The organism is Mesorhizobium opportunistum WSM2075 (assembly GCF_000176035.2).
In the GTDB taxonomy this organism is placed as follows: domain Bacteria; phylum Pseudomonadota; class Alphaproteobacteria; order Rhizobiales; family Rhizobiaceae; genus Mesorhizobium; species Mesorhizobium opportunistum.
The window spans coordinates 2,205,025-2,222,511 of the sequence record NC_015675.1 but is presented as its reverse complement, the minus strand read 5'-3'; the positions used below and the strand labels follow the sequence as shown (position 1 = coordinate 2,222,511).

15 protein-coding genes are annotated in these 17,487 nt (G+C 60.9%); 11 read left to right on the top strand and 4 right to left on the bottom strand.

From position 1 onward, the window contains the following. The first annotated feature begins 478 nt into the window (after positions 1-478). A complete protein-coding gene (locus MESOP_RS10565; RefSeq protein WP_013893323.1) occupies positions 479-1,504 on the top strand; it encodes a sulfate ABC transporter substrate-binding protein in 1,026 nt (341 codons plus the stop codon). Between the two features lie 179 nt (positions 1,505-1,683). Beyond that, entirely contained in the window at positions 1,684-1,920 is a 237-nt protein-coding gene (locus tag MESOP_RS10560) for a hypothetical protein (protein WP_013893322.1), read from the top strand. Between the two features lie 24 nt (positions 1,921-1,944). On the opposite strand, the gene MESOP_RS10555 is transcribed toward MESOP_RS10560, so the two are convergent. From MESOP_RS10555 to cysT, 3 genes are all read right to left on the bottom strand, one after another. After that, the gene (locus MESOP_RS10555) at positions 1,945-3,078 is read right to left on the bottom strand and encodes a sulfate/molybdate ABC transporter ATP-binding protein (protein ID WP_013893321.1); all 1,134 of its coding nucleotides are present in this window, start codon (positions 3,076-3,078) and stop codon (positions 1,945-1,947) included. Positions 3,079-3,264: 186 nt separating this feature from the next. Continuing rightward, positions 3,265-4,149, bottom strand: coding sequence for a sulfate ABC transporter permease subunit CysW (gene cysW / locus MESOP_RS10550; protein WP_013893320.1), 885 nt, complete (start codon positions 4,147-4,149; stop codon positions 3,265-3,267). Continuing rightward, positions 4,142-5,008 carry a sulfate ABC transporter permease subunit CysT gene (gene cysT, locus MESOP_RS10545; RefSeq protein WP_013893319.1) on the bottom strand — a complete coding sequence of 289 codons (867 nt, stop codon included), beginning with the start codon at positions 5,006-5,008 and terminating at the stop codon, positions 4,142-4,144. Before cysT ends, cysW begins: the two co-directional genes overlap by 8 nt. 518 nt (positions 5,009-5,526) lie before the next feature. Between cysT and MESOP_RS10540 the strand changes: the two genes are divergently transcribed. From MESOP_RS10540 to MESOP_RS10525, 4 genes are all read left to right on the top strand, one after another. Then, positions 5,527-6,204 (top strand): hypothetical protein, encoded by a 678-nt coding sequence (locus MESOP_RS10540; RefSeq protein WP_013893318.1) that lies wholly within the window; start codon positions 5,527-5,529, stop codon positions 6,202-6,204. Positions 6,205-6,298: 94 nt separating this feature from the next. Then, complete coding sequence (locus MESOP_RS10535; RefSeq protein ID WP_013893317.1) at positions 6,299-6,928, top strand: peptidoglycan-binding domain-containing protein; 630 nt, start codon at positions 6,299-6,301, stop codon at positions 6,926-6,928. Between the two features lie 258 nt (positions 6,929-7,186). Further along, positions 7,187-8,536: a UDP-glucose dehydrogenase family protein gene (locus MESOP_RS10530; RefSeq protein WP_013893316.1), complete on the top strand. Its 1,350-nt coding sequence runs from the start codon at positions 7,187-7,189 to the stop codon at positions 8,534-8,536. Then, positions 8,533-9,561, top strand: a complete 1,029-nt coding sequence (locus MESOP_RS10525; protein ID WP_013893315.1) for an NAD-dependent epimerase/dehydratase family protein — start codon at positions 8,533-8,535, stop codon at positions 9,559-9,561. The genes MESOP_RS10530 and MESOP_RS10525 overlap by 4 nt, the downstream gene beginning before the upstream one ends. A 39-nt stretch (positions 9,562-9,600) precedes the next feature. Here the strand turns inward: MESOP_RS10525 and MESOP_RS10520 are convergent, their stop codons facing one another. After that, a complete protein-coding gene (locus MESOP_RS10520) occupies positions 9,601-10,500 on the bottom strand; it encodes a formyltransferase family protein (RefSeq protein WP_013893314.1) in 900 nt (299 codons plus the stop codon). A 189-nt stretch (positions 10,501-10,689) separates the two neighbouring features. Here MESOP_RS10520 and MESOP_RS10515 point away from each other — a divergent pair, with 189 nt between their 5' ends. From MESOP_RS10515 to cysN, 5 genes are all read left to right on the top strand, one after another. After that, positions 10,690-11,883, top strand: coding sequence for a glycosyltransferase family 4 protein (locus MESOP_RS10515; RefSeq protein WP_013893313.1), 1,194 nt, complete (start codon positions 10,690-10,692; stop codon positions 11,881-11,883). Next, the gene (locus MESOP_RS10510; RefSeq protein WP_013893312.1) at positions 11,877-12,725 is read left to right on the top strand and encodes a sulfotransferase domain-containing protein; all 849 of its coding nucleotides are present in this window, start codon (positions 11,877-11,879) and stop codon (positions 12,723-12,725) included. Before MESOP_RS10515 ends, MESOP_RS10510 begins: the two co-directional genes overlap by 7 nt. A 487-nt stretch (positions 12,726-13,212) precedes the next feature. Next, positions 13,213-14,586, top strand: coding sequence for a lipopolysaccharide biosynthesis protein (locus MESOP_RS10505; RefSeq protein ID WP_150111262.1), 1,374 nt, complete (start codon positions 13,213-13,215; stop codon positions 14,584-14,586). After that, positions 14,587-15,552 carry a sulfate adenylyltransferase subunit CysD gene (cysD, locus tag MESOP_RS10500; RefSeq protein WP_013893310.1) on the top strand — a complete coding sequence of 322 codons (966 nt, stop codon included), beginning with the start codon at positions 14,587-14,589 and terminating at the stop codon, positions 15,550-15,552. Continuing rightward, complete coding sequence (gene cysN / locus MESOP_RS10495) at positions 15,552-17,483, top strand: sulfate adenylyltransferase subunit CysN (protein ID WP_013893309.1); 1,932 nt, start codon at positions 15,552-15,554, stop codon at positions 17,481-17,483. Before cysD ends, cysN begins: the two co-directional genes overlap by 1 nt. Positions 17,484-17,487: the final 4 nt, after the last annotated feature.

The following is a 17,487-nucleotide window of genomic DNA, read 5'->3' as shown; positions in this document are numbered from 1 at the left end:
AAAATGGCTTGAAGCGTGTCGACCGGACACCCTTTTCCAACGCAATGCGCCTCCAAAGCACGGAGCGGCCTATATGCCCGAGCCTCTGTATCGGGCGGCTTCCACCCAGAATGCGAGCGCAATTGCTGGAGAACGTCCCTTCACTTCAAAATCTTGCCCGCGATGGCTTCCCGCCGCGATCCATACAGTCTTTGAACGCTGATAGATCGTGATGCCTCGTGCTTGCGCCCGAGCACACAGGTTCGCGTCATTGTGAGACATTTTTTCTAGCCCCGTTGCCCATCCACCTTGCAAAACGATTGTGGTGGCGAAGTTCTTCCCGACAAAAGCCCGCACCGGCGCGCCGGCCTTTTGCCGCGGTCTTCGTACCAAGGCCCGCCTTTTGGATTAGCTGATGCGGCATGTCTGCCCTTTCGGATGAATGCATCTTTTTTCTATAAATTTGGTAGAGTTTGATCCGTCATCAACGGAGGCAGAAATGACCAAACCTCATTTCAAGAAACTGCTCGGCGTACTGGTCGCCGCATCTGTCCAGTTCGGCACGCTCGGTTTCGCGTTTGCCGACACCACCATTCTCAACGTGTCCTACGATCCGACGCGCGAGCTCTACAAGGCCTATGACGAGGCCTTCGTCGCGCACTGGAAGGCCGAGACCGGCGAGACGGTCACCATCCAGCAGTCACATGGCGGATCGGGCGCCCAGGCGCGCGCCGTGATCGACGGCCTCGAGGCCGATGTGGTGACGCTGGCGCTCGAAGGCGACATCAACGCCATCGTCTCGAAGTCGAAGAAGATCGATCCCGACTGGCGCAAGAAATTCGAAAACAATTCGGCGCCCTACACCTCGACCATCATCTTCCTGGTCCGCAAGGGCAATCCCAAGGGCATCCATGACTGGAACGACCTCGTCAAGGACGGCACCCAGGTGATCACGCCCAACCCCAAGACCTCCGGCGGCGCCCGCTGGAACTATCTGGCGGCCTGGGCCTACGCCAACGCCAACGATGGCGGCGACGAAGCCAAGACCAAGGCATTCGTCGGCAAGCTCTATGCCAATGCCCCGGTGCTCGACACCGGTGCGCGCGGCTCGACCGTGACCTTCGCGCAAAAGGGCATCGGCGACGTGCTGATCGGCTGGGAAAACGACGCCTATCTGGCGCTCGATGAATTCGGCGCCGACAATTTCGAGATCGTCTATCCGCCGACATCGATCCTGGCCGAGCCGCCGGTGGCGATCGTCGACGCCAATGTCGATGCCAAGGGCACGCGCAAGGTCGCCGAAGCCTATCTGGGCTGGCTCTATTCCAAGGAAGGCCAGACCATCATCGCCAAGAACCACTATCGCCCGGCCAAGCCCGAACTGGTGGCGCCGGCGGATCTGCCCAAGACCCCCGATATCAAGCTGATCTCCATCGACGATCCGCTTTTCGGCGGCTGGAAGAAGGCACAGCCTTATCATTTCGGCGACGGTGGTATATTCGACCAGATCTACAAGCCCGAGTAAGCCCGCTGCTGGAAACGGGAGAAGCTTCCAAACGGCTTCTCCACCCCTGATGCCCGTGCCGTCGGTTGAACAACCATAATGGTGACCCGATTATAACGTCGGATTGGCCTCGAACCGAGAACGAGGGAGTGGCAGCGTCTGCACACCCTCCAAATTCTCGGTCTCGCGGGAGGAACCTTATGGCTGCTGGAGAACTGCAACCGGACGACAAGCTTAGTCGTCTTCTTGCCTCAGGCTGGTCCGTTGTCGGGTACTCGACGACAATGATGGCGGCCGGGAGAATGACCCATTCGGTCCTGCTGCAAAAAGAACATGTACTGATCTCGGCGACCATCGTGGCTGAGGGCGATCACGAGATCGGGCGCGCTTTCACGATGCTGGCGCCGGCTCCAGACACGAAGAAGCGTCGATCCTGAAGCCGACGCTGTGATCGGCTCAATTCAGGCGGCGCGCGTAGTGGGCTTTAGCCGCTCGGGCTTTTCCAAAACCCGTTTCTTGCCGCTCGCAAACGCGAACGTGCGATTCTGGATCGCGGTCGACGCCGCAAACAGCTTCCAACGTCCCGGGCGGAAAGCCACCCGGCTCTTCTGCGCCGCTGGGTGATCGACCGGCAGCTCGATCTCGACCCGCCGGCGTTCGCCGCCGATTTCGAGCTCGACGCGCCGCGTGCCGGCGACGCGGCGGCTGGCGGTCACCGTACCGGCGATGCAGCCGCTGCAGCCGTCCAGCAGGTCGATATCGTGCGGGCGGAAATACAGCGTCGCGTCGCCAGAGGGCTCACCGGGCGCGGCAAGCCCGATCGGACGGTCGGCGAGCCAGATCTCGCCGTTCTCGACCTTGACGGGGAGCGAGCTCGATTCGCCGATGAAGCCGTAGACGAAGGGCGAGTTCGGCGTGTCGTAGATGTCGTCGGCGGTGCCGACCTGCTCGATGCGGCCCTGGCTCATCACCACGACGCGGTCGGCAAGCTCCAGCGCCTCTTCCTGGTCGTGGGTGACGAAGACGGTGGTGTGGCCGGTGGCATCATGGATTTCGCGCAGCCAGCGGCGCAATTCACGCCGCACCTGCGCATCGAGCGCGCCGAACGGCTCGTCGAGCAAGAGCACCTTGGGCTCGATCGCCATGGCGCGTGCCAACGCCACGCGCTGGCGCTGGCCGCCGGAGAGTTGTGCCGGATAGCGCTTTTCCAGGCCCGAGAGCTGGACGAGGTCGAGAAGCTCGGAGGCGCGGCGGCGGATTTCCTGCGCCGGCGGCCGTGATGGCCCGTGCCGGACCTTGAGGCCGAAGCCGATATTGTCGGCCACCGTCATGTGCCGGAACAGCGCATAGTGCTGGAAGACGAAGCCGACATTGCGCTCCTGGATCGATCTCTGCGAGGCGTCCTCGTCGCCGAAGAAGATTTTTCCCCGCGTCGGCCGCTCCAGCCCGGCGATCAGCCTGAGCAGCGTCGTCTTGCCGGAGCCGGACGGCCCCAGCAACGCGATCAACTCGCCCGACTTGATGTCGAGCGACACGTCGTGGAGCGCGGGAAACCGCTCGAATTCCTTGCGCACATTGGCAACGCGAACTTCCATCAACAGCCCCTTTGTAATGGATGCATGTCCTCATCCCAAAACCGGTTCCCACTTTTGGGCGACATATCTTCTGGTTCATGCATGTCGTTGCCCCAAAACCGGTTCCCACTTTTGGGCGACATATCTTTTGATTCATGCATGTCGTTGCTCCAAAACCGGTTCCCACTTTTGGGCGACATGCATCTGTCAGTGCCCGCGCGTCGCGGCGAGTTCGGCGCCGTAGCGCATCTCGAGCAGTGTTTTCAAGACCAGCGTGACCAGCGCCAGCCCGGCCAGCAACGAGGCGACGGCGAAAGCGCCGACGGCGTTGTACTCGTTGTAGAGGATTTCGACATGCAGCGGCATGGTGTTGGTCAGGCCGCGTATATGGCCCGACACCACCGACACCGCGCCGAATTCGCCCATGGCGCGCGCATTGCACAACAGCACGCCGTAGAGCAGCCCCCATTTGACGTTGGGCAAGGTGACGAACCAGAAGGTCTGCCAGCCATTGGCGCCGAGCGAAAGCGCCGCCTCCTCATCGCCATTGCCCTGTTCCTGCATCAGCGGGATCAGCTCGCGGGCGACGAACGGGAAGGTGACGAAGACGGTGGCCAGCACGATGCCCGGCACGGCGAACAGGATCTGGATGCCATGTCCCTTCAGCCAATCGCCGAGCAATCCTTGCGCGCCGAACAAAAGCACATAGACCAGGCCCGAGATCACCGGCGAGACCGAGAAGGGCAGGTCGATCAGCGTGGTCAAAAACGCCTTGCCCTTGAATTCGAACTTGGCGATCGCCCAGGCGGCGGAGATGCCGAAGACGACATTGAGCGGCACCGAGATCGCGGCGACGAGCAATGTCAGGTGGATGGCCGAGCGCGCGTCCGCTTCGCCCAGGGCCTGCGTATAGGCACCGACGCCTTTCGCCAGCGCCTCATGGAAGACGATGATCAGCGGCAAGAGCAGGAAGACGCCGAGGAAGGCAAAGGCGATCGCCATCAGCACGGCCTGCGCCGGACGGCTTTCGGTCACCGCCGCCGAGCGGCTCTCATGGTAGGGTTCCCAGGATTTGATTTCGGGATCAGCCATAGCGCTTGCGGCTCCATGTCTGCACCAGATTGACGACCAGAAGCATGACGAACGACAGAGCGAGCATGATCGCCGCGATCGCGGTCGCCGCCGGATAATTGTATTCCTCGAGCCGGATGACGATCAAAAGCGGCGCGATCTCGGATTTGTAGGGCAAATTGCCGGCGATGAAGATGACCGAGCCGTATTCGCCGACGCCGCGGGCAAAGGCCAGCGAAAAGCCGGTGATGATGGCCGGCGCCAGGCCCGGGAACAGCACGCGGGTGATGATCTGGAAGCGGCTGGCGCCGAGCGTGGCGGCGGCTTCCTCGACCTCCTTGTCGATCTCTTCCATGATCGGCTGCACGGTGCGCACGACGAAGGGCAGGCCGATGAAGACCAGGGCGATGACGATGCCGAGCGGCGTGTAGGCGACCTTGATGCCGAGCGGCATCAGGAGTTTGCCGATCCAGCCGTTCGGCGCATAGAGCGTGGTCAGCGCGATGCCGGCGACCGCGGTCGGCAGGGCGAAGGGCAGGTCGACCATGGCATCGACGATGCGGCGACCGGGAAAACGGTAGCGCACCAGCACCCAGGCGACCAGCGTGCCGAACACGACATTGACGATCGCCGCGAGGAAGGCGGTGCCGAAGCTGATCTCCAGCGCATTGATGGTGCGGCGGTCGGTGGCGATCGCCCAGAAATCGGTCCAGCCAAGCGCGGCCGAGCGCCAGATCAGCCCGGACAGCGGGATGAGGATGATGAGGGTGAGGTAGGCAAGCGACAAGCCGAGCGTCAATCCGAAACCCGGAATGACACTCGGCTGCCTGAACCGCCACCCCGCCTGCGCGGGTGCTGTGGTCGCGAATGTTGCGGTCATCGAGTTCAGGGGAGTCCCTCCCGCTCAACCAGGATTGCTCCCGCTAAAGGCTCCAAGAGGTTGGCGTGCGCAAGTTGTTTGAACGATCCCTGCCACTACGTCTATTCGCTCAGTGGAATTTCGCCTCCGCCGCCATTCGGAATCTTTGCGGTCGTGCAGCTACCACTTAGTGAGCGGATAATCGGATCAGGCCGGGTAGGCCCCCTCCCCGAAATGATAAGGTCGGCCCCATTTTCAATCGGCTCATACTCCACCGCTGGAACACGCGCCGGCATCCGGCGCGATATTTCGAGAGTGTCCTGCCGTGGACCACCATGCCCGATGTGCAGCGCTCCGCTGTCGAACGTCGGCGTGAAAGCCAACATGCAGGTGAAGCCGAAAGTATAGCCATCCCCAACAGAATAGGCGGGGTGAGCCTTAATAGCATCTCTGGCAATACCCTTGGAGGAGTTCTGTGTAAGGCCAAGCCAACGTAATAATAAGGGGCTGGCTGGATATCGATCGGGGAGGAGAAGGAAATGGAGAGCATTTCAAAAGAACTGACGAAACTGGCAGAGCACATCCGCCCGGCGCGGGAAGCGTTCGCTGAAGCGGATAAAAGGAGGATCGAATCCGCCTTGGAGGCGGGGCGGCTTCTCTGCCAGGCCAAGCACGACTGCCCACACCAGCAATGGCTGGCTTTCCTGACATTGGCCGATATCTATGAGCGACAGGCGCAAGAGTTGATGCACCTGGCCCGGGCGGGATTGACGGCACACGTCGTTTCCGAAATCGGCGGCATCGATGCGGCGCTGGCCTATCTGGTGAAGGCAAGATTGCCCGAGCCAGGCGAATGCCTGACTGTGGGACGGATAGGCTGGCCTGAAAAGAACACGCCCTTCGCCATCATCAAGCCCAACGCCACCCATCCTGGTTACTATGACGTGGCAATCGCCGACATGTGGGCCAATCCCGCAACGGTCTTCTCCTCCACCAAGCCGTTGAAGGGGGGAAGTGTACGGCTTGCCGACGGGTCGTTCTTCGACAACCTCTGGCGTATTGTCGATAGGGAATTGGACGTACCGCACTCGCAGCGCGAATTCCAAATGATGCCGGTGGATCTGTTTTCCCAGGATGGAGCTTTCCTCTTCGCAAAACCGGCCACCGTTGCAACTGCTGGTTCGAAGACAAACCGGGCTCCCAACTACGCGCATTGACTTCGTCGCCTGAGCCGGGCCTGACGGCAGGTCTCCATTGCGGCCACGGAAATGAGGGGGCCCTCCAACCAATACCGCCAGAGTGGAGAGATCGATGAAAAGTCACCGTGCCAGGGCCGGCGCACTGTGCTTGGCGCTGATGATGATGTCGGAACACTCCATCGCGCAGTCCCAACTGAGCCAGGCAGAAATCTATCGGGCCCAGGCGCGGCTGTTCGAGAGCAATTTCCTGACTCGTATTCCCGACGGCAGGATTGGTCAGCGGACGTTGGACGCTCTGAGAGCCTGGCAGCGACAGGCGAAGCGGCCGCAGACCGCGGAATTGACGAAGAAAGAGTTCGATCAGCTGATGCGTTTCGATCCCGGCAAACACGCTTGGGAAGCGATATCCGGATCAACGGACGGGACCTGGATCGCGGTTTGGGGACATCGCTCGGGGGTAGAAGCAGCCAAAAAGGCTTTGGCGGGGTGCCAGAAGAAATCGTCTCGGCCCGACGATTGTTCGTACGTCTCCAATTCCGTAGATCGGAGCGGCCCAGGGTGGTCTGCTGCCGTTTTTTGTGAGCAGCAAGGTCTCTTTCGAAAGAAAGGGCAGATGTTCCTGCACAATGGCTTGAGCCGGAAATCAGCCATGGACCAAGCGTTCGCTGCTGCATCGACCGCGAAATTCCGCCAGTCTCAATGCACTCTCGTGAAGGCATTGAACGGAAACGGACAACAGTGAACCATTTCAACTGCGTTTGCGAACGGGCGCCGAAGGCGACTGGACACCTGTCCTTCGTTGACGTTCTGGCGGGGAGGTATCGCTCGGGTCCAGTCCAGCGACAAGACCATCCACATTAAGCGTAGTCAGACGGTGCCGGCCGCCGTTTTCAGATCGCGGCGGTCTCGGAAGAGGTAATGCCATACCCGATTTCGCGCTCCATTTTCTTGATCGCTGCAGGCTTAATCGAACGGTATCATCATCAGGGGTGGCGAGTTCATGCGCATTGCGGTTGTCGGCTCAGGGTATGTCGGTCTCGTGTCTGGAGCATGCTTGGCTGACTTTGGTCACAAAGTCGTCTGCATCGACAAGGCAGAAGCAAAAATTGTCGATCTTCAGGCTGGAAGAATGCCGATCTATGAGCCCGGTCTCGAAGACCTCGTCAGCAAGAATTCCGCGACCGGGCAGCTCGCCTTCACCAGCGAACTTGCGCCAGCGGTCGCAGACGCGGATGTGGTGTTCATTGCCGTCGGGACGCCTTCGCGGCGAGGCGACGGTCACGCCGATCTTTCCTATATCTACGAGGCGGCGCGGGAAATCGCAGCCGCGGTTCGCGGCTTCACGGTGGTCTGTGTCAAATCCACAGTGCCGGTGGGGACCGGAGATGAAGTCGAACGGATCATCCGCAACTGCAATCCGGCGGCGGATGTGGCAATTGTGTCGAACCCGGAATTCCTCCGCGAAGGGGCTGCCATCGACGACTTCAAACGGCCCGACAGGATCGTTATCGGCCTGCCGTCGGACGAACGCAGCCGCGAGGTGATGGCGGAAGTCTACCGGCCGCTCTATCTCAACCAGGCGCCGATCATGTTCACCGGACGTCGCACGTCAGAACTGATAAAATATGCGGCCAACGCCTTCCTGGCGCTCAAGATTACATTCATCAACGAAATCGCGGATCTTTGCGAGAACGTGGGCGCGAACGTGCAGGAGGTGGCCCGAGGTATCGGGCTCGACAATCGCATTGGCTCGAAATTCCTGCATGCAGGACCAGGGTACGGGGGATCCTGTTTTCCCAAGGACACGCTGGCTCTCGTCAAGACGGCGCAAGATAGCGGTGCGCCGCTGCGGCTGATCGAAACAACCGTCGCCGTGAACGACCAGCGAAAGCGCACAATGGCCCGCAGGATCGTCCTCGCCTGCGGCGGCAACGTGCGCGCAAAGACGATAGCCGTGCTCGGCCTCACATTCAAACCCAACACGGATGACGTCCGTGACGCACCCTCCCTCTCGATCATCCAGGCTTTGATCGATTTTGGGGCGCATGTCCGCGTGTATGACCCGGAAGGCATGGAACAGGCCAAGCTCATGCTCGGTGCGACCGTCGATTACGCGAAGGGAGTATACGAATGTGCCAAGGGCGCCGATGCCTTGGTGATCGTCACCGAGTGGAACCAGTTCCGCGCCCTGGATTTTGAACGCCTGTCACGCTCCATGTCGAAGCAGGTCGTGGTCGACCTTCGCAACATCTACAGGCGCGAAGAGGTCTGCAAGCATGGCTTCGAGTACGTGAACATAGGCGAGGGTGTGGCAGAGGACATATCTGTTTTTGCCGCGGCCGCCGAATGAGGTATTTCGTCACCGGAACCGCCGGATTTATCGGATTTCATCTGGCGCGCCGTCTGTTGGACGAAGGTCACTCCGTGACCGGCTTCGACGGGATGACGCCTTATTACGACGTCACGTTGAAGCAATCCCGACATGCCCTATTGCAGCGATACGGCGCCTTTCGCTTCCACATCGGACAGTTGGAAGACATGGACGCCCTGCGGCGGGCGGCAGACTTGGCGAACCCCGATGTGATTGTCCATCTGGCCGCGCAGGCCGGTGTGCGATACTCGATCGACAATCCGCGAAGCTACACCGACAGCAATCTGGTCGGTTCCTTCAACGTGCTTGAGCTTGCCCGCGATCTAAAGCCACGGCATCTGCTGATTGCCTCCACCAGCTCGGTCTACGGCGCGAATGAAACGACCCCGTTCGTCGAGACCGACCAGACCGACTGGCCGCTGACGTTCTACGCCGCCACCAAGAAGGCGGTGGAGGCGATGTCCCATTCGTATTCGCATCTTTTCCAGGTTCCAACGACGTCCTTCCGCTTCTTCACCGTGTATGGCCCCTGGGGCCGACCCGACATGGCGCTCTTCAAATTCGTTGACGCCATCGAGAACGGTCGCCCGATTGAAATCTATGGCGAAGGCGCGATGAGACGCGACTTCACCTATGTCGGCGATCTTGTTGAAGCCATCGTTCGGCTCATCGGATGCGCGCCCGTTTGCGGCCAGCCGGTGTCGGGCCCTGATGTCGTCGATACGCTGTCACCCGTGGCGCCATGGCGTGTGGTCAATATAGGCGGCGGCCAGCCGGTGGAGCTGTTGTCTTTCATCGAGACAATCGAGAACTGCCTCGCCAAACGCGCCATCCGGAAAAGCCTGCCGATGCAATCAGGAGATATGTCGGTGACATATGCCGACCCGCGCCTCCTGCAGACCCTGACAGGCTTTCGCCCCGAGACCAGCGTCGAGGATGGGGTGGCTGCCTTCGTGCGCTGGTATCTGCAAGAACGGCCATCGCGCCCGACAATCGCAGCCTAGGCATCTTTTCGCTCCAAGCAGCCAGCGAACATAGCCCTCTCAGGCAGACACCAGCTTGGCATGTAGCTTGGGCTTGGTACCGCGCCAGGATGTGACTTCGATGGTTTCTCCGTCGCCGCAAAGCACGGCAAAACCGCTGCCGGTGTGAGCCTGGACCTGGCCGCTCAGCCCTATGTAGCGCCCTCGCCCCGCAAACATGCGTGCCTGGTCGACGAAGATCTTGCTCCCCCCGTCGAGAGTGAAGGCGCCTGGATAGGGGTCGCCGACAGCGCGGACAAGGCGAAGAATGCTTTCCGCCGTTTGCGTCCAATCTATCGATCCGTCGTCCGCCGAGCGCTTGGCGCAGTAGCTGGCGAGCGAGTCGTCCTGCAAAATGCCCACGTTGTTGTCGCGAGCGATCGCCGAGACCACGAGAGGTGTCATTTCCCGCAGGGCCTGCTTGTGCTTTTCGTAGAGTGAACGCGCGGTCTCGTCCTCGGCCACGGGAAAAAGCTTCTGCATTACAATGGGACCGCTATCGACGCCTTCGTCGAGCCGAAAAAATGTGGACCCGGTCTCCTTCTCGTTGGCGATGATCGTCCACGGGATTACCGCCCTGCCCCGAAAGCGCGGCAGTGGGGCCGGATGGAAGCCTATCGATCCAAGGCGGGCGATCGCACGAAATTCGGCCCGGCAGATCTGCGACCAGCCGACGACCAGCGTCAAATCGGGGCGCCCTTCCGTGAGCCAGGCGATTGTGTCGGGCGCGTTGATATTCTTGGTCAGATGGGCCGAGGCTCCCGCTGCGCGCGCCGGACCTGACAGATCGACGAAATCGGAATGGCGTGCGGAAGCGTCGTCCGCCAAGGTGACAAGCAGCGAGGGCGTCATGCCCGCTTCGACGAGGGCGTCAAACGCAACACGGGACCCCTCCACCGCACCGACAAAGGCTATGCGCATGAATTCGGACTCCAATACAGTGCCGCGGCGACAGTGAGACACTGACCCTTTCTATTGTGCGCTTCGATCCTACGCCCAAGTCCAACTTTAGAGGTAACCGATCGTCTCCGATGCATCCCAATGTGCAACTCTTCGCAGCGGCAAAAAGCTGGATAGTTGGGCGGATCGGAGTTGAGATTGGAACGTTTGATGGACTGGGGCGCGGGCCTGACACTTCTGGATCGCGATGCCGTCGCGGGTGAATCCTTGCGCGTCGGCTCCAACCGGCCGCATGTGGTGATCGTCCTGCCTGGACTGGGCGCCGGCGGCACCGAACATGTCGTCAATGTTCTCGCCAATCAGTGGGCGGCAAGGGGCTGGCATGTGACGCTGGTTACATTCGAGGCCCCCGGTCCCCCGCCTTACTATCATTTCGATGCCGCGGTCAGGATAGAGCGGTTGGGATTGCCGCAGATGAAGCGGTCCAGGCTGGGGGCAATTGGCGCCGGCGCACGCCGGATATTTCTCCTGCGTCGAACGCTCAGGAAACTGGCTCCGGATGTGATCCTGAGCTTTCTCACGCGCACGAACGTGATGTCGCTGGCGGCAAGCCGGGGCCTCGGCCTCGACGTCGTGGTTTCGGAGCGCAACAATCCCGCGCTGCAGGATGTTGGCCCGGTCTGGCGGTTCCTGCGGGCAAAGCTTTATCCATCCGCCTTCGGATTGGTCACCATGACCACTGGCGCACTGAACTACTTCAGCCCTGCCATGCGAAGGCGCAGCTGGGTTATTCCCAATCCTGTCGATCTTCCCGCAACAGGCAAACCGCGCCGGAACGGCGCCGTGCTCGTCGCTGTCGGCCGCCTGGTCCCGCAGAAAGGCTTCGACCTGCTGCTGAAGGCATTCGCCAACATCCGCCGCGATTTTCCCGAATGGAAGCTGGTCATCTGGGGCGAAGGTCCCGACCGTGCCGAATTGGAAGCCGAGCGGGATCGCCTGGGCCTGCAGGGTTGCGTTGAAATGCCCGGGGTAACCAGCCGGCCTGGCATCTGGGTGGAGACCGCCGACGCCTTTGTCCTTTCGTCCCGCTACGAAGGTTGGGGGATTGTGCTGCTGGAGGCAATGGCGGCCGGCCTGCCCGTCATATCCTTCGACTGCCAGTGGGGTCCTCGCGAGATGGTCGATAATGAGAAGGACGGACTTCTCGTCGAGAACGGAAGTGTCGACGCGCTCGCGCAGGGCCTGCGGCGGCTGCTTGGCGATGAAACACTCCGCAAAAAACTCGGCGCGGCCGCAGCGGCAAGTGCTGCAAGGTTCACGCCTGAATATGTGATGCAGAACTGGGACCAGGTCATTCACGCCGTCCTGGCGGCGCGCGGCAATAAAGAGCTCTCGCCATGCTAACCACCCAGCGCGCCCTGCGCAAAATGGAAACGCGCATCAAGATGACCTGGGCCGCCTCCGGAGCGGACGCGTTCCTCGTCTCCTATCCGAAATCCGGGCGAACCTGGTTCAGGCATATCCTGTCGGACTACTTCAGTCGGACGGCTCACGACGGAAATGTCGACCTCTTCCGCATGTTCGAAGTCCTTCCGAACTTCGACCTCGATCCGGAGCGTGGGATTCCGGCTTTCCGTTACACTGAACAGCGCTCCCGGGTGCCGCTTATCCTCGTTTCGCACCTCAACTACAGGCATATGCTATTCCTGCACCGGCCGGTCATTTTCATGGTTCGCGATCCTCGCGACGTTGTGGTGTCGGCCTATTTCCACGCGACGCGCCACAAGCATCGATTCGAAGGCGATATGGATGCTTTCATCTGCGACTATCAGCAGGGCCTGCCGGCTCTTATCGTGTATCTGAACAGCTGGGCGAAGGGCCTGAAACATCACAGGCATGCCGTCTTGAGCTATGAAGAACTGACCGGTGACCCTGTCGGCACGTCCTCGCGCATTCTGAGATTCCTACGGCACGATCCGTCCGCAGCTGACCTCGAGGAGGCCATCGAGGCTTCCCGCTTTGAAGCGATGCGTGAACATGAGGTGGCGGGGGGCCTGCCGGCGCATGTGTATGACAGAGGCGACGCCGAAAGCCGGCGCATGCGCCGCGGAAAGGTCGGAGGTTTCGCCGACTACCTCACCGACGCGCAAGCCGAACTGATTGAACGGACCTGCTCCGAGTGGTTGACCTCGGCCGCCAAGGAGTTGCTTTGCCGCGGTGGAATCCACTTCTCGCGGTACAATTGAAGACTTTGTCCTAAGTTCGTCAGTTCGAGCCTGCCTCGCCCCCGGGATCGTCCGGGTCGCGGTTGCCGCAGCCTGCGGCGAAGACGGCAGTCTTCAGCGCTCTGCATTGGTTCAGCGTCTCAACTTCGTGTTCGTCATTCACCCCCACGATCGTTCGATCTGCAAGGCTGGCGGGCACGCCGCGCATCGTGCCGGCGTATCTGCGGTGAGACACGCCACGCGGGTCCGATACATGACCACACCCGGCGCGCTCGGGATTCCTTACCGCTAATGGGCTAGGCCATCAGTCGTAGCAGCGATCAGATGCTGACTGATTGAGGTTGCTCCAGAGCCAAACTTGGTTGTGGCGGGCTCTTCTTTTCCGCCGATGATGGGTGACGCCAGCAGCGATCTGGCGCGAATCCTGGATCTGCATTGCTCCGCAAGGACGGAGTGTGGGGTGAGTTTGGCAACCATTGCGATGACCACAGGCCTGATCGGACGTGCGATGGAGGCCCTCAAACGCAGGAGCGCCGGCCGCACGCGCCTGGCCAATATCGCACACCTTCTGACGGGCAATTTTCTCGGTTCATTGCTCGGGCTCGTGGCATTTGCGCTTTCGGCGCGCGCCCTTGGCGTGGCGAACTATGGCCAGCTTGCGTTGATTATCGCGTTCACCCGCGTGGTCGAGCGCGTTGTCAGTTTCCAGTCCTGGCAGCCGATCATCAAATATGCGGCGGGCCTGGACGCGTCCTCGGATCGCGATGCACTGCGCATTCTCATGAAATTTGGCCTGCTTATCGATGTTGGCGCCGCCGTTTGCGCCTGGGTCATCGCCATGGGCGCCGCACTTCTCGTCGCGCCGTTCTTCGGTTGGTCCGCGGAAGTCGTGCAACTTCTTGTCCTGTATTCCAGCGTCCTGCTGTTCCAGATATCGGGCGTTCCGGTCGCGGTGCAGCGCATGGCCGGCAACTTCCGCCTCCTGGCCTACGGGCAGCTGCTCAATGCGGTTTTGCGGGTGTTGCTGTGCTTGCTCGGGGTGCTGCTCAAGGCTGATCTCGCCTATTTCACCGCGGTTTGGGCTGGAACACAGATCCTCGGGTCCCTGACACTCTTGACCCTGACGATGCGCGCCCTGCACAGGCAGGGCGTTCGCAAGATCCTGCGCGCGCCTCTGGCCGGAATCACAAGCCGCTTTCCCGGCATCTGGAATTTCGCCTGGTCTTCGAACATTTCGCTCACATTGCGCGTGAGCGCTCAGGAGCTCGATACGCTGCTGGTCGGGTTCCTGGCCGACCCGGCTTCAGCGGGCTTGTATCAAATCGCCAAGCGCATAGGGCGCGTCGGCCAGCAGGTCGGTCCACAGGTCCAGAACGTTCTTTATCCCGACGTGGCCCGCTTCTGGGCGCAGGGAAGCATCGGAAAATTCAAACGCGCGGTCTTTCAAGCCGAAGCCATGCTGTTCGGCTTTGGCATCCTCTGCATATTGATCGTCGCGGCGTTCGTCCGGCCGCTGCTCATGTGGACCGCGGGTCCTGCTTTTCTCGGCGCGGCCAACCTCGTCATCGTGCAGATGGTGGCGGTCGCGTTCGTGCTCTCGGGCTCCGCCGCCCGCTCCGCACTGCTGGCCATGGGCAAACAGCGCGAGGTGTTGCGGATTGTCATTGTTGCGACGGCCGCCTTCCACATCACGGCACTTCTGCTGATCCCGCGCATCGGTGCGATGGGCGGCAACATCGCCCACATCGTGCTGGGCATATTGTGGACCTCGGGTTTGGCGTTTTCATTGAAACAAGCGTTGAAGACCACCCACTCCGACAGGCCGACACGGCCGGTGGACAGCCTCAATCAGGCAGATCTTTCTCCTTCAAAGGCAATCTAGATGACCCTTGCGACCCAAGCTTCAACCACCGTGCCCATAGCGTCGCGACGCCTTGGTCCGTCATCGCCGACCCTCACGCATCTGCAGCGGCTCGAGGCTGAATCGATCCACATCATTCGCGAGGTGGCGGCCGAATTGCGCAACCCTGTGATGTTGTATTCCGTGGGCAAGGACTCGGCGGTGATGCTGCATCTGGCGATGAAGGCCTTCTACCCTTCGCAACTGCCGTTCCCCTTGCTCCACATCGACACCACCTGGAAATTCAAGGAAATGATCCGCTTCCGCGACGAAACCGTCGCGCGGCTTGGCCTGGACCTGCTGGTGCGTCGCAACGAAGCCGGTCTTGCCGAGGGCATCACACCGTTTACCCACAACTCATCGATCTACACGCAGATCATGAAGACGGAAGCGTTGAAATCGGCGCTGTCCTCGTTCGGTTTCGATGCCGCCTTTGGCGGGGCGCGGCGAGATGAAGAGAAAAGCCGTGCGAAAGAGCGGGTGTTTTCGCTTCGAAGCGAGAACCATGGCTGGGATCCGAAGAACCAGCGTCCGGAGTTGTGGAACCTCTACAACGGCCGTCTGAGGCCCGGCGAATCCGTTCGCGTCTTCCCCCTCTCGAATTGGACCGAAACCGACATCTGGCAATACATCATGAGGGAGAAAATCCCCATCGTGTCGCTCTACTTTGCCGCAAAGCGTCCGGTGGTGGAGCGCAACGGACAATGGATCATGGTGGACGACGATCGTCTGCCGCTACGCCCGGGCGAGGTGCCCGAAATGCGTTCGGTGCGCTTCCGCACCCTTGGTTGCTATCCGCTGACCGCGGCCACCGAAAGCACGGCCGCTACTCTTCCCGAAGTGCTCCAGGAAACGCTTGCCACCCGGACGTCCGAGCGGTCGGGCCGTTTGATCGATCATGACGAGGCGGCATCGATGGAAAAGAAAAAGCGTGAGGGGTACTTCTGATGCTTGGTGTTGCTCAAATCGCAGATCTCGAAGCTTCCCTGGAGAGCCAGGCCGCTTTCCAGCATCTTCATGCCCATGAGCGGAAAAGCCTGTTGCGGTTTCTCACCTGCGGCAGCGTGGACGACGGCAAGTCGACGCTGATCGGCAGGCTGCTCTACGACACCCAGCTGCTGATGGAAGATCAACTTTCGGCCCTTGCGGCCGATTCCCGGCGGCACGGCACGACCGGCGACGATCTCGACTTCGCACTTCTGGTTGACGGCCTCGCCAGTGAGCGCGAACAAGGCATTACGATCGATGTGGCCTATCGCTTTTTCGCCACCGAGCAGCGCAAGTTCATCGTCGCCGACACACCCGGCCATGAGCAATACACCCGCAACATGGCCACCGGCGCATCCAATGCCGACCTAGCGGTCATTCTCGTCGATGCGCGGCAGGGGATCCTCACCCAGACCCGCCGGCATTCTTTCATCGTCTCCCTGCTCGGAATCCGGCACGTCGTTCTGGCGATCAACAAGATCGACCTGATCGGCTATTCGCAAGCCGTGTTCGATGAGATCGAGGCGGCCTATCGAAGTTTTGCGGAACCGCTCGGCTTCGTCTCGTTACAGGCCATCCCTCTGTCTGCCCGTTATGGCGACAATGTTCGTACCAGAAGCGCGAAACTGCCCTGGTATCAGGGCCCGACACTCGTCGAGTATCTGGAGTCCGTCGAGGTCGACAGCGACCGCCGTGCGGCCCCGTTCCGGATGCCGGTGCAATGGGTCAATCGCCCCAACCTCGACTTTCGTGGGTTTGCCGGCACGATCGCGGCCGGGGTGGTGAGGCCTGGAGACCGCGTGGCGGTGGCGCGCTCAGGCGTTACGAGCCTGGTGAAGCGAATTGTCACTTTCGATGGCGACCTCTCCGAAGCCGGCGCCGGCGAGGCGGTCACGCTGATGCTCGAGGACGAGATCGATGTCTCCCGCGGTGACGTTCTGGCAGCCGCGGCCGAGCGACCCGAAGTCTCCGACCAGTTTGCGGCGCATTTGCTCTGGATGCATGACGAGCCATTGATCCCCGGCCGTCCCTATCTCATCAAGCTTGCCACCAGCGTCGTGGGGGCAAGCGTCACGCACATCAAACACAGGCTGGACATCAACAATTTCGCAAAGCTCGCCACGAAGACGCTCGAGAAGAACGAAGTTGGCGTCATCAATTTGATGACACAGGCGCCGCTTGCTTTCGATCCTTTCAGCCGGGTGCATGAGACTGGTGCTTTCATCGTCATCGACCGGATGACCAATCACACGGTTGGCGCCGGGATGATCGACTTCAGCCTGCGCAGGGCAAGCAACATTCATTGGCAGGCGCTGGACGTGGACATGAACGCGCGCGCGATCGCCAAGGGCCAAAAGCCGGCGGCGCTGTGGTTCACCGGCCTCTCCGGCGCCGGCAAGTCGACGATCGCAAATCTCGTTGAGAAGCGCCTTCACGCGATCGGCAAGCACACCTACCTTCTGGATGGCGACAATGTCCGCCACGGCCTGAACCGGGATCTCGGCTTTACCGACGCTGACCGCGTCGAGAACATTCGTCGTGTCGCTGAAACCGCAAGGCTGATGGTCGATGCGGGGTTGATAGCGCTGGCTTCCTTCATTTCACCATTCCGGGCGGAACGCCGGATGGCGCGCGACCTTTTCGGCGAAGGGCAGTTTATCGAGATCTTTGTCGATACACCGCTGGAAGTGGCGGAGCGACGTGACCCGAAGGGTCTGTACCAACGCGCCCGAAACGGATTGATACAGAATTTCACCGGCATCGGCAGTCCCTATGAGCGCCCCGAGGCTCCTCATATCACGATCACCCCAGATTTGAGCGCCGAGGAGGCTGCCGAACTGATCGTCAGCTACCTTGATCGTGGCAGCTATCTTGGAAGCGCAACCGGGTAGCAGG

Bases quoted from the DNA above. Each gene is read 5' to 3' on its own strand.
- MESOP_RS10565 (WP_013893323.1), top strand. From the start codon at position 479: ATGACCAAACCTCATTTCAAGAAACTGCTCGGCGTACTGGTCGCCGCA.
- MESOP_RS10560 (WP_013893322.1), top strand. From the start codon at position 1,684: ATGGCTGCTGGAGAACTGCAACCGGACGACAAGCTTAGTCGTCTTCTT.
- MESOP_RS10555 (WP_013893321.1), bottom strand. From the start codon at position 3,078: ATGGAAGTTCGCGTTGCCAATGTGCGCAAGGAATTCGAGCGGTTTCCC.
- cysW (WP_013893320.1), bottom strand. From the start codon at position 4,149: ATGGCTGATCCCGAAATCAAATCCTGGGAACCCTACCATGAGAGCCGC.
- cysT (WP_013893319.1), bottom strand. From the start codon at position 5,008: ATGACCGCAACATTCGCGACCACAGCACCCGCGCAGGCGGGGTGGCGG.
- MESOP_RS10540 (WP_013893318.1), top strand. From the start codon at position 5,527: ATGGAGAGCATTTCAAAAGAACTGACGAAACTGGCAGAGCACATCCGC.
- MESOP_RS10535 (WP_013893317.1), top strand. From the start codon at position 6,299: ATGAAAAGTCACCGTGCCAGGGCCGGCGCACTGTGCTTGGCGCTGATG.
- MESOP_RS10530 (WP_013893316.1), top strand. From the start codon at position 7,187: ATGCGCATTGCGGTTGTCGGCTCAGGGTATGTCGGTCTCGTGTCTGGA.
- MESOP_RS10525 (WP_013893315.1), top strand. From the start codon at position 8,533: ATGAGGTATTTCGTCACCGGAACCGCCGGATTTATCGGATTTCATCTG.
- MESOP_RS10520 (WP_013893314.1), bottom strand. From the start codon at position 10,500: ATGCGCATAGCCTTTGTCGGTGCGGTGGAGGGGTCCCGTGTTGCGTTT.
- MESOP_RS10515 (WP_013893313.1), top strand. From the start codon at position 10,690: ATGGACTGGGGCGCGGGCCTGACACTTCTGGATCGCGATGCCGTCGCG.
- MESOP_RS10510 (WP_013893312.1), top strand. From the start codon at position 11,877: ATGCTAACCACCCAGCGCGCCCTGCGCAAAATGGAAACGCGCATCAAG.
- MESOP_RS10505 (WP_150111262.1), top strand. From the start codon at position 13,213: ATGGAGGCCCTCAAACGCAGGAGCGCCGGCCGCACGCGCCTGGCCAAT.
- cysD (WP_013893310.1), top strand. From the start codon at position 14,587: ATGACCCTTGCGACCCAAGCTTCAACCACCGTGCCCATAGCGTCGCGA.
- cysN (WP_013893309.1), top strand. From the start codon at position 15,552: ATGCTTGGTGTTGCTCAAATCGCAGATCTCGAAGCTTCCCTGGAGAGC.